Annotated in this window: 6 protein-coding genes; all 6 read left to right on the top strand. The window is 42.3% G+C overall.

Annotated features, from left to right (window positions below; translation table 11 throughout):
• The first annotated feature begins 39 nt into the window (after positions 1-39).
• The 6 genes from IDJ75_RS06870 (at position 40) to IDJ75_RS06845 (ending at position 13,455) form a co-directional block, all read left to right on the top strand.
• Positions 40-2,430, top strand: coding sequence for an ABC transporter permease (locus tag IDJ75_RS06870; RefSeq protein ID WP_191174832.1), 2,391 nt, complete (start codon positions 40-42; stop codon positions 2,428-2,430).
• 34 nt (positions 2,431-2,464) lie between these two features.
• On the top strand, positions 2,465-4,819 hold the full coding sequence (locus IDJ75_RS06865; RefSeq protein WP_191174831.1) for an ABC transporter permease: 2,355 nt from the start codon (positions 2,465-2,467) through the stop codon (positions 4,817-4,819).
• Between the two features lie 50 nt (positions 4,820-4,869).
• Positions 4,870-7,299 carry an ABC transporter permease gene (locus tag IDJ75_RS06860; RefSeq protein WP_191174830.1) on the top strand — a complete coding sequence of 810 codons (2,430 nt, stop codon included), beginning with the start codon at positions 4,870-4,872 and terminating at the stop codon, positions 7,297-7,299.
• Positions 7,300-7,548: 249 nt separating this feature from the next.
• The gene (locus tag IDJ75_RS06855) at positions 7,549-9,951 is read left to right on the top strand and encodes an ABC transporter permease (RefSeq protein ID WP_191174829.1); all 2,403 of its coding nucleotides are present in this window, start codon (positions 7,549-7,551) and stop codon (positions 9,949-9,951) included.
• 77 nt (positions 9,952-10,028) lie between these two features.
• Entirely contained in the window at positions 10,029-11,057 is a 1,029-nt protein-coding gene (locus tag IDJ75_RS06850; RefSeq protein ID WP_191174828.1) for a DUF4097 family beta strand repeat-containing protein, read from the top strand.
• Positions 11,058-11,085: 28 nt separating this feature from the next.
• A complete protein-coding gene (locus IDJ75_RS06845; protein ID WP_191174827.1) occupies positions 11,086-13,455 on the top strand; it encodes an ABC transporter permease in 2,370 nt (789 codons plus the stop codon).
• The last annotated feature ends 67 nt before the right edge of the window (positions 13,456-13,522 follow it).

Here is a 13,522-nt window from a genome sequence, read left to right as displayed (position 1 = left end):
GTTGCAGCAACGGGATTTAATATTTAGGATTTAAGTATCATGATAAAAAATTATTTAAAAACAGCCTGGCGCAACATATTAAGCAATAAGTTTTACGCCGCTATAAACGTAGCCGGTTTAACTGTAGGCCTTGTTGTGGGCCTGTTTATGCTGCTTTGGGTGCAGGATGAGCTGAGCTTTGATAAATTCAATAAAAATGCCACCAGTATTTATAAAGTAGGCATTGTAGGCGGTACGGGCATTAGCAAGCAGATATTTAACCACATTATAGCCCCGGTGGCAATTTTTGCTAAAAGCGAGATCCCCGAGGTTAAGGATGCGGTGCGCATAATGCCGCTTGGCGACGCGCCCTTTAAATATAAAGATAAGGTATTTTACGAGACCAATTTTGCCTTTGTAGATCCATCGTACTTTACGATGTTTGATTTTAACCTGATAAAAGGCGATAAACGTAACCCTTTCCCCGATAATAGTTCAATAGTTATAACCGAAGGCACTGCTAAAAAGTACTTCGGCAACGAAGATCCGATTGGCAAAATAGTCATAACCGGGCAGGATGAGCAGAACAAAGTTACCGGCGTAATACCCGATTACCCCGCCAACTCCACCTTCCAATACCACGTATTGATGCCTGCTTCAAGGTTTAACTATTTGGCTTACGTAAAAAATAAAAAAAGCTACGATAACAAAACCGTGGTGCCATCCATGGATGCCGATTGGTCAAACTTTGGGTTTGAAACCTATTTATTAGTAAAAGGAAACGTAAACACGGCTGCGTTAGAGAAAAAGATGCAGGCTATACACGAGCGTAATAAACCCGAAGATGCACCGGTACCTTATCTTACCCAGCCACTGTTAAAAATGCACCTGTACAAAGCAGATGGCACCGACGGTGGTTTTTCAACCGTGCGCACTTTCGCTATAGTTGCTTTAATGATACTGGTGATCGCCTGTATTAACTATGTAAATCTTTCAACCGCGCGCTCAATGCTGCGCGCAAAAGAGGTGAGCATGCGTAAAATTATAGGCGCTGGTAAACTGCAGCTTTTTATTCAGTTTATGGTAGAGACGGCCTTGCTGTTTGTAATAGCTGCGGTGTTTGCTTTTATACTGATGTACGTGTTGTTGCCATATTTCAACCAGTTCTCGGGTAAACAGATTGCTTTCGATCTGCAAAACTATAATATCTGGGTGTGCATTGCGGCTACCTTATCAGGTACGCTGGCAGCTTCAAGCATTTACCCGGCGTTGCTGTTATCATCGTTCGAGCCGTTAAAAGCACTTAAGGGCAAAGTATCAATTGGTATTGGTAATGTTGCTTTCAGGAGGGTGCTGGTTGTGGTGCAGTTCGCGGTATCCATAGTACTTATCATCGGAACCTTGGTTATTGGTAACCAGTTAAGTTTTATCCGCAATAAAAACCTGGGTTACGATAAAGAGAATATTTTATCCTTCAGTTTGCGTGCCGATATGCCCAAGCATTTTGATGTTATAAAGAACGAGCTGCTAAAAAACCCTGCAATACTGGCGGTAACACGTGCGGGGCGTAATATTGTTACCGATGGCAGCTCTACCGGCGATAACGATTGGGATGGTAAACCGGCAAACTCCAACATGTGGTTTAACCAGATCTATGCCGATAAGGACATGATCCCCTTCTTTAAAATGAAAATTATTGAAGGGGCCAACTTTACCGGTACCGTTGCCGATTCAGCTCACTTCCTGATCAATGAAACTGCCGTGAAAGAGATGGGGCTTAAAGCACCAATTGTAGGGAAACGCCTGCGTATACAAACCCGGCCGGGCACTATAATAGGGGTAGTTAAAGATTTTAATTTTACAACGGTACATAAAAAAATAGAGCCTGCCGTTTTCCAGTATCAGCCTGATTATTGCTGGCGCGTATATATAAAAACAACCGGCCGCGATGCCCAAAAGGCAATTGCAGCCGCCCAAACACAGTGGAAAAGGTATAACAATGATATCCCTTTCAACTACGCGTTTTTAGATGAAAGCTATACCAAACTGTATACTACCGATCAAAAACAGGGGGCGTTGTTTAACCTGTTTTCGGCCATAGCCATCATAATATCATGCCTGGGCTTGTTTGGCCTGGCTACCTATTCGGCGCAGGTAAAAACAAGAGAAATTGGCATCCGTAAGGTTCTTGGCGCAAGCGTAGCCAAAATTATAGGCCTGCTGGCAACCGAGTTTATGGTGCTTATTGTTGTAGCTATTATTATTGCCATGCCGGTTGCCTGGTTTGCCATGAACAGCTGGCTGCAGGATTATGCCTACAAAATAAATATAGGCTGGATGGTGTTCCTGTTTGCCGGAGGCGGTGCAACACTTATTGCCCTGGCGACAATCAGCATACAATCTATAAAAGCAGCGCTGGCAAATCCGGTTAAAAGTTTACGCAGCGAATAAAATGGTAAAATAGGACGACCTAAAACTTATCACAATGATCAAAAACTATGTAAAAATTGCCTGGAGAAACCTGATCAGGAACAAGGGCTTTTCGGTAACCAACATACTGGGCCTTACTATTGGTATGACCTGTACTATCTTCATTTTTTTATGGGTGAAGGATGAGGTGGCCTTTGATAAGTTCCACACCAATCACAACAATATTTACCAGGTAATGGCTACGCGCGATTTTAAGCCCACCATCTTTACCGACCCCAATATGGTGCTGCCACTGGCTAAAACACTGGAGGGCGGTAACCCGCAAATATTGAGGACAGTGGTTACCTCGCACCAGGAATCGCACCTGGTGGAGTACAATAATATTAAACTTAAAAAAGACCTTTACGTTGCGAGCGAGCAGTTTTTTAACATTTTTACCTTTAAAGTACTTAAAGGTAACCCTACCGAAGCTTTAAAAGATCCAAAATCCATCATCATAACAGAGTCGGCCGCTAAAGCATTTTTTGGCAACGATGAGCCGATGAATAAAATGGTAAGGTTAGATAACCAGCAAAGTTTTAAGATAGCTGCCGTTTTAGCCGATCCTCCGGGCAACTCTACCTTTAAATTTGATTTTATCGAGCCGTTTGATTACACATCAGATTATGTAAAAAACCGCATGAAAGAGTGGGGTGGCTCGTCGCATAACGTATTTGTGCAAACCACACCTAACGCCAACATGGCTGCAATTGATAAATATATCGATAAGGTAAAACACGACCATTCTAAGGGCGACAAAATAAGTACTTACTATACCTTCCCCATGAATAAGTGGCACTTATACAGCGAATGGAAGGATGGCAAAAACGTAGGGGGGATGATAGAGTATGTACGCATGTTTACCATCATAGCCATTATTATATTGCTTATTGCCTGCGTAAATTTCATGAACCTGAGTACAGCCCGCTCAGAGAAACGCGCCAAGGAGGTAGGCATCCGTAAAACTTTAGGGTCTGACAAAAAACAGCTTATCACTCAGTTCTTCTTTGAATCTATCATATTGGCGCTCATCGCATTTGTACTATCGGTAATAACGGTGTATTTAATGATGCCGCTATTTAATTCATTAGTGAACAAGAACCTGCACCTGAATATTATTGAGCCATTTTTTGTTTTAGGGTCTATCGCTATTATCCTGTTTACAGGCATTGTAGCGGGCAGTTACCCCGCTCTGTACCTATCATCATTTAACCCGGTTAAGGTGTTAAAAGGCACGTTTGCCGCCGGTAAAGCAGCCGTATTACCAAGGCGCATACTGGTGGTTGGGCAGTTTGTAATGTCGATACTGCTCATATCAGCCACCATTATTGTTTATCAGCAAATACAGCATATCAAAGATCGCAGCATTGGGTACAATCCCAATAACCTGGTTATGGTGCCATCATCAAACGATATTGATAAAAGTTATGCCGCCATTAAGCAGGACCTGCTTAACACAAACCTGGTAAGCGCAGTAACCCGCACATCATCACCCATAACAGAGATCTGGTGGAAGTCGGGCTCGCCAGATTACGACGGGAAAGCGGCCAACGGCGATATTATATTTTCGGGCCTAAATGCCGATGTTGATTTTACAAAAACCATGGGTATTAAAATAATACAAGGCCGCGACTTTAAGCAAACGCCCGGCGATTCGGCAGTGATGTTGCTGAATAAAGCCGCAGTGGAAGCCATGAAGTTAAAGAACCCGGTAGGTATGGAAATGCGCTATGGTAAAAAATATACCGTTGCAGGGGTGATAGACAATGTGGTTATGGCATCGCCGTATGACCCGGTAGAGCCGTTGATGATCTATTACGACCCAAATAGTTCAAGCATGGTTAACGTACGGTTTAAAGATGGTATAAACCCGCAGGCCGGTATTAAGGCGATGGAACCCATTTTCAAAAAATATAACCCGCAAAATTTATTTGAATACCGCTTTGTAGACCAGGAATTCGGCAAAAAGTTTGTTACCGAAGAGTTGATCAGTCGCATTACCAACATCTTTGCGGGGCTGGCCATATTTATATGCTGTATAGGGCTGGCAGGGCTGGCATCTTTTACTATCGAGAAACGTTTCCGCGAGATAGGTGTACGTAAAGTAATGGGGGCAACTGTACAGCAACTGTTAATGCTCATATCAACTGAGTTTTTAAAGCTGGTTGCCATAGCCTTTTTAATAGCAGTGCCTTTAACCTGGTATTTAATGAATAACTGGCTGCAAAAGTATGCCTATCATATTACTATTAGTATTTGGCTATTTGCAGCTGTAGGGGCATTGATATTATTTTTAACGCTGATAGTAGTAAGCCTTAATACCATGCGGGCAGCTACGGCAAACCCGGTTAAAAGCTTGCGCAGCGAATAATTGCCTGATAGTCCATTGTCGATAGTAATCTATCGCCTATGGACATTAATATGAAACTATTAACTGAAAACTATATGCTAAAAAACCACTTCAAACACGCGTGGAGGAATTTTTGGAAACACAGGGTAACCGGTTTTATTAATATAGCCGGCTTATCTGTTGGTATGGCTGCTGCAGTGCTCATATTTATATGGGTACAAAACGAATTAAGCTTTGATAAGCACGTGCCCGATGCCGCTAATATCTTCCGGATAAAAAACTATCTGTCGTTAGATAAAACCACTACCTGGATATGGGAAACTTCGCCTTATCAGGTTGGGGAGGCGGTTAAAAAACAATTGCCCGAGGTAGAAACGGTAGCCCGTATAATGCCGGTAACTTATGAGCCTGTTTATTTTAACATTAATGGTGAGTTTTTCCCGGAAGAAAAAGCGGCTTATGTTGATGAGAAATGGTTTGATATATTTAAAAGCGATTTTGTAAGCGGTAACACTGCTGCATTTAATCAGCACCCTTTTAGTATCATATTGTCAGAAAGCAAAGCGAAAAAATATTTTGCTAACCAGGATGCGATAGGCAAGACCATCAAAATAGATTCTAACAACTACCAGGTGCAGGCCATTATAAAAGATGCCCCTGCAAATTCAAGTTTTAAGTTTGATGCTTACATCCCGGTTGCTGCAAGGTTTATGGATGCTAATGGGCGCAAGAACATGCTACAATGGGGTAATTTTAATTACCTTACCTTTTTAAAAATACGCCCGGGCACAAACCTTAAAACGGTTTCCGGCAAAATTAAAGGCATACTCGAAGCCAACCGCAAGGAAAAGAACCTTGAGATTGGTTTAACGCCTTTAACTTCACTCCATTTTGAAAATGACCTGCAACATTCAAGCATTATACACGGCGATAAAAAAGTAGTTTACATATTTGTTATTCTTGGTGTGCTATTATTGCTTATAGCCTGCATCAATTATGTCAACCTTACAACGGCACGTGCAAGTTTAAGGGCAAAAGAGGTGAGCGTTAAAAAAATTGTTGGAGCCGATAGGTCACAGCTTTTTATGCAGTTTGTAGCCGAGTCGGCATTGGTGAGCGTTATGGCACTTGTATTAACTATAATTATTGTAACAGCATGCCTGCCATCATTCAACAGCTTTACTGATCGCAACTTTTCGTTATCGGTAACCTCCGGTTATTTATGGATAATATTGCTGGCTACGCTGCTTGGTACAATTGTTTTAAATAGTATTTATCCGGCTTTACTATTATCGTCATTTAAGCCCTTAAATACTTTTAGGGGCACAAGTGTGCTGCGTTTAAAAGATGTAGCGCTGCGCAAAGCCCTGGTTGTTGTACAATTTACGTTTTCGATATTTTTAATTGTTGGTGTAATAACCATATATCGCCAGTTAGCATTTATCCGTAACCATAACCAGGGGTATAACCGCGAACAGGTAATGTCATTCGATGTGTCATACAACCTGATAAAAAAATTTAACGATAAGCAACGGGCAACCTTTATGACCACCATTAAACAAAGCCTGTTATCGCAAGCCGCTATTGAGTCTGTCTCGCTCACTAATTTTGAATCGGTACTTAACAATAATAGCTCATCATCAGGCAGCAGTAACGATTGGGATGGTCGCCCGGCGGACTTTGTGCCACCCATTACATTTATGAGTGTTGATTATGATTATACAAATATTGTAAACCTTAAAATGGCCATGGGCAGATGGTTTTTGCAGGGTAATTCAGATAAACACAATGTTATATTGAACGAGACCGCTGCGCGCGAGTTTAACCTGCACAAACCCTATATAGGCCAGCGTTTTATAGCGCAAGGCGATACAGGGCGTGTAATAGGTATTGTTAAGGATTTTAACTTCCGCAGCTTCCATGAAAAAATAACCCCGCTGGTTATAAAAAGCGCAGATGAATGGTGTACAAATATCCAGGTAAAGGTAGCCGCCCATAAACAAAGGGATGCTATTACAGCAGCAGAAGCAATATGGAAGGAAAACTTTCCGGGAGAACCATTTTCATATAAGTTTGTCGATCAGGAGTTTGATAACATGTATCGAAGTGATGCTAAATCATCGGGCTTAATGTCGGTATTTGCCATAATCGCTGTAATTATTTCTTGCCTGGGCTTATTTGGCCTGGCTGCTTTTACTGCCGAGCAGCGCGGGAAGGAGATAGGCATCCGTAAAGTATTGGGAGCTACAGTATCGGGCATTGTATCGCTTTTATCAGTAGATTTTGTTGTATTGGTAATTGTGGCCCTGGTTATAGCGTCACCACTTGCATGGTGGCTAATGAATATATGGCTGCAAAACTTTGCCTACCGCGTTGAGCTGCAATGGTGGGTGTTTATACTGGCAGGTATAATATCTGTAATGATAGCCTTTATCACCGTAAGTTTCCAGGCTATTAAGGCAGCTGTAGCCAACCCGGTAAAGAGTTTACGGTCGGAATAGAGACAAGAGATATTAGAATCAAGAGCCAAGACAAAAAAATACCTCTGTCTTGGCTCTTGATTCTTTACTCTTTACTCTTTACTCTTTACTCTTTACTCTTATGTCTTTACAATACTGTATCATAACCGAACACATACTGTTACGCTTGCGTACGCATTGTTATGGCTGCCACATATATAAATAATTAATAATCAATTATTTATATATGTGGCATTTGTTTTAAGTTTATTGTATCAAACAATAATCGCCATGATCAGAAATTATTTCAAAATAGCGTGGAGAAACCTGCAAAAACATAGATCATTCTCATTCATCAATATATTCGGGCTGGCTATGGGTATAGCGGCTTTTTGGCTGATTACCCTATACGTTACCGACGAGTTGAGCTATGACCGCTATAATACCAAAGCCGACCGTATTTTCCGCGTTGCGCAGCACGGGCAGTGGAATGGTGGTAAGTTCGACCTGGCGGTTACCTCATCGCCATACGCGCCAACTTTAAAATCGGAGTTCCCGCAGGTGGTTGATGCATGCCGGATTGATCCCGAAGGCGGCAGCAAGATCATTTATGGCGATAAAACCATCAACGAAGGCAGCATACTGTTTGCCGATAACAGCATTTTTAATATATTCAGTTACCAGTTTTTATACGGCGATGCTAAAGACGCTTTAGTAAAACCACAAACTATTGTACTCACTAAAACACTTGCCGAAAATATTTTTGGCGATGCGGCCGAAGCGCTCAATAAAACCGTTACCCTTGGCGATCAGCCCGCAACTGTAACCGGCATAATTGCAGATGTGCCGGTAAACTCTCATTTCACTTTTAAAGCATTACGCGCTTTACCGGCCGATTACACCGCAGGTTATGGCAGTAACTGGGGTAATTCAAACCTATACACCTACTTGCTATTAAAAGATCATAACGACTACAAGAAAATTGAAGCCGCCGGCGATAACTTCTTCAACAAACACATTAAAAACGATTTGGGGCCAATGAAGTTTACGCTGCAATTGCAGCCCTTAACAGATATTCACCTGCGCTCTAACCTAAGCTACGAATTGGGCTCAAATGGCAATATCACCTACATATATGTGTTCAGCATTACAGCTTTACTGATATTATTTATTGCCATCATCAACTATGTAAATCTTACCACAGCACGGTCATCTATCCGTATTAAAGAAATTGGTGTGCGCAAGGTAATAGGATCTGACAGGACGCAGCTCATGATCATGTTCTTTGCCGAGTGTATTTTGCTAACCTTTATTTCAACTGTTTTAGCCGCAACTATTATTCAATTTGTACTGCCGGCGTTTAACCAGTTGTCGGGCAAAAATTTAGTGTTGCTGCAGTTTGGTACGGTAAAAACCACTATCGCCTTTATTGGCTTTAGCTTAGTGGCAGGCATCTTAAGCGGTATCTATCCGGCATTGTTCCTTTCGGGCTTTAAAACTATCCCGGCTATGAAGGGGCAGCTGGGTAACAAGCTCTCAACCATCTTGTTACGCAAATCGTTAGTGGTGTTTCAATTTGTGATCACCATAGTGATGATAGCCGGTTCATTTATCATTTATCAGCAATTAAATTACTTTCAGAAACGCGACCTGGGTTTCAACAAGGCGCAAACGCTTACCTTCCACATCAATAACCGCGATATTAGGGGCAAGGTAGATGCTTTAAAACAACAGCTATTGCTAAACCCAGCCATTGAGGCTGTAGGCGTGGCTGGTAACCCAATAGGCAATAACAACATAGGTGGCGGCGATTTTAACCTGGGCGCCGATGGCAAACCCACATCCGAATCGAAGATTGTACAAAACCTGCAGATAGACGAGGATTTTATCCCCACTATGCAGATAAAAATGGCAGGTGGCCGCAACTTTGCAAAAAATAGCCCAAGTGATGTTACCGATGCTATATTGGTGAACGAAACCCTGGTTAAAGAACTGGGCTGGAAAGACGCGGTTGGCCGCCGTGTACGCACCGGTGTTGATAAGGATGGCAAGGTAATTACCCAAACTATTGTAGGTGTGGTGAAAGATTTTAACACCTATTCGCTACAGCACAAAATTGCCCCCATGACCATGGAACTCCCTGCTGAAGCAAAGGATAAGGACAATTTATATGTACGTATTGCCCGGGGAAACGTACAGGCATCTTTAGATTATATTTCAAAAACATACAGCAGGTTTGATATTGAGAACAAAGCCGAGTTTCATTTTCTTGACCAAAATTTTGCGGCACAGTACCAAACCGAACAAAAACAGGGAACCATTTTGCTGATATTCACCATACTGGCCATCAGCATTGCCTGCCTTGGCTTGTTTGGCCTGGTTACGTTTACTGCCGAGCAGCGAGTTAAAGAAATTGGTATCCGCAAGGTATTGGGTGCGAGTGTAACCAGCATTGTAAAACTGCTATCAACCGATTTGATGAAGTTAGTACTTATAGCAATTGTTATAGCCAGCCCTATTGCCTGGTTTGCCATGGATAAATGGCTGCAGGATTTTGCTTACAAGATCAGTATTAACTGGTGGGTATTTTTACTGGCAGGTGGCGGCGCTGCTTTAATAGCACTGGCAACTGTAAGCTTACAGTCAATAAAAGCTGCATTAACCAACCCGGTAAAAAGCTTAAGAAGCGAGTAACTATAACCTCAAACAAAAATAAAACACATGCAACCTATACCACATAAAGGTGGTCTTATTATAAATACAAACATAACATGAAAAAGTACTTTCTTATATTATTAATGGCAGCACCCGCTTGCCTTGCATCGGCACAGGACAATAAAATACCATACTATACCCGCTCATTAGCTAACGATGGTATTAAGCGTGTATTTGTAAATACCAGCGGCGGCAGTATATCTGTGAGCGGCGAAGCCGGACAACAGCCACATATAGATGTTTATGTAAGCGGCAACAGGATTGGGGAATTAAGCAAAGAAGAGATCAAAAAGCGCCTGGAAGAAAATTACATCCTTAATATTGACATCCATAATGGGGAATTGCATGCTACCGCAAAACCCCGCCGCAGCCTAAACTGGGGCAACAAATCATTAAGTATCGGCTTCAAAATTTATGTAAATAAGGAGGCTGCTACCAACCTCAATACCAGCGGCGGCAGCATCCACCTGGATAACCTTACAGGCACGCAAAACTTTGAAACCAGTGGCGGCAGTATCAGCGTAGATAAGGTAATGGGCGCAGTAAAAGGAGAAACCAGCGGCGGCAGTATCACAGTATCAAACACAAAGCCATCCATCGATATGGAAACCAGTGGCGGCAGTATCACCGCGGCAGACTGCCAGGGTATTATAAAATTAGAAACCAGCGGCGGCTCATTAAGTTTAACAAACCTTTACGGCAATATCAACGCGCAAACCAGCGGCGGCAGTGTTAAGGGCAATAATATAGAAGGCGAGCTGGTAACCGGCACATCGGGCGGCAGCGTAAATCTTACCGGTATTTCTGGCAGCGTTGATGCTTCTACAAGCGCAGGAGGCATCCATGTACAAATGAACAAGATAGGCAAATACGTTAAGCTTGATGGCAACTCGGGCCATGTTGACCTTACAATACCAAAACAAGGTGTAGACCTTGACCTGCGCGGCGATAACGTGCGCCTTAACGTTACCAATTCTGATTTTAGCGGCCGTAAAGAAAAAGAAGCCATTGTAGGCAAATTAAACGGTGGTGGCCCATTGGTTCAGGTACGCGGAGACGGTACTGTTAATGTATCATCAAACTAAAAAACAGCACACACTAAAAACAGAGTATATGTTTAAGAACTATTTAAAAATTGCCTGGCGAAATATAGCCAAGCATAAAGGCTTTTCATTAATTAACGCAGGTGGTTTGGCATTAGGTATGGCAAGTTGCCTGCTTTTGCTGTTATACGTAACATACCATCTTAACTACGATAAGCAATTTAAAAATATAGACAACATATACCTTGTTGAAAATAACCAGCCCGGCGATGGTAAAATTTACACCTTTGCGTCTACACCAAGGTTGGCGGCGGCAACCATTAAAACCGAAATACCCGATGCTGTACGGGCAGTAAGAACTATCACCTACACTGCCGAAGGTTTACTTACCTACAAGAACAATAGCTTTAAAAAAGCGGGCATGTTTGCCGATGATGGCTTCTTCGATATATTCTCCTACCACTTTATTAAGGGTTCGGCATCAACCGCTTTAAAATCGCCAAACGCTATCATCATTACCCAAAAACTGGCTAAAACCCTTTTTGGTGATGAAGACCCGATGAACAAGATCGTAAAACGCAACAACCAGTTACCGCTAACGGTTACCGGTGTAATTGATGATGTACCGGCAAATGCTACCTTTCAGTTTGAATTTGTTTTGCCCTGGGTGATGTTTGAGGATTCGAACGCCTGGGCAAAAAATGCGACCTGGGGCAGCAACTTTGCCCGTACTGTTGTACAATTAAAAGATCCATCGGCTTTAGGTAAGGCCAACAACATCATGAAAAACATGGTAGAAAGGCATAACGATGGTAACAAGAACCAGTTGTTTCTTTATCCTTTTAAAAAGCTCCACCTGTATTCGGAATTTGTTGAAGGTAAAGCCGTAGGAGGGATGATAGACCAGATAAAACTGTTCATCACCCTGGCTATTTGTATTTTGCTGGTTGCCTGCGTAAATTTCATGAACCTAAGCACCGCCCGTTCAGAGGAGCGCGCCAAAGAGGTTGGTATCCGCAAGGCTATCGGCTCAAACAGGGCATCGCTTATCAGCCAATTTATTACCGAGTCGGTAATTTTGTCGTTATTATCCACGGCAGTTGCTATTGGTATCGTTATTATTTCCTTGCCTTATTTTAACAATTTATTGGGTATACAATTAGCCATACCTTATAGCAGCTTATTAACCTGGGGAGCCATCATAGGTATAGGCCTGTTTACAGGTGTGCTTGCCGGTAGCTATCCCGCATTTTATCTTTCATCATTTGAGCCCATAAAAGTGCTTAAGGGGATGTTTAAAGGCGGTAGCTCGGCATTACCATTACGCAAAGTACTTGTTGTTGTACAATTTGGCTTTGCTGTATTTTTAATAACCGCTACCATCTGTATTTATCGGCAGATAAAATTTGTGCAGGAAAAATCTACAGGGTTTGATAAGAACAACCTTGTTGAGATACCTATTGAAGGCGATCTGAAAAAAAATAGCGATATTTTAATAAACCAGTTAAAAACCGATGGCATAGTTACCAATGGCACTACCTTATCGCAAAGTATTACTGAAGATGGCAATAATACATGGGGTGTAAGCTGGCCGGGCAAACGCGATGACGAAACCATCCTGTTTGACGTGTTTAGCGTAGGTAACGATTTTGTAAAAACTGCAGGTGTTAAACTGATAGAAGGGCGTGAATTTTCGCCTGCTTACCCGGCAGATACTTCGGGCAAATCTGTTATGATAAACGAATCGGCCGCTAAGGTGATGAAATTTAAAAACCCGGTTGGTTCACTTATTAAATGGGGTGATACCCAGGTTACTATTATTGGTGTTTATAAAGACTTTGTTTGGGGATCTCCGTATGAAAAAACACGCCCTATGTTAACCAGTTACGGCGGTAACGGCGGTGCTACTATCGATTTGCGTTTAAACCAAAACAAGAGCATCAGCGCTAACATAGCTGCTATAAACAAAGCCCTTAAAACATTTAACCCTGCATACCCGCCAACTGTTAAGTTTGTTGACAGCGATTTTGAAAAGAAATTCCAGAACGAGCAATTGCTTGCTACATTATCAAACTTATTTGGTGGCCTGGCCATCATCATATCATGCCTTGGCTTGTTTGGTTTGGCAGCTTATGCCGCCGAGCAGCGCGTTAAAGAAATAGGTGTGCGCAAGGTATTAGGCGCAAGTGTGGTAAACCTTGCCGGCCTCTTATCAAAAGATTTTTTAAAGCTTGTAGCTATTGCCATTGTGTTAGCTATACCGGTATCTATCTGGGCCATGAATAAATGGTTGCAAAAATTTGAATACCGTATTACTATAAGCTGGTGGATGCTGGCTCTTGCCGGTTTAATTACGGTAATTATTGCCATTGCAACAGTTAGCTATCAGGCAATAAAGGCCGCGCTGGCAAGCCCCGTGAAGAGTTTACGTTCTGAATAAATCTGTCATCGATCATCGAGTCGTTAGGCCATCTTTAGGCCGCAATAACTCAATTACCGAATGACCT

Origin of the sequence: Mucilaginibacter rigui, assembly GCF_014773275.1 — a bacterium.
In the GTDB taxonomy this organism is placed as follows: Bacteria; Bacteroidota; Bacteroidia; order Sphingobacteriales; family Sphingobacteriaceae; genus Mucilaginibacter; species Mucilaginibacter rigui_A.
This window is presented reverse-complemented; position numbering and strand designations above follow the sequence as displayed.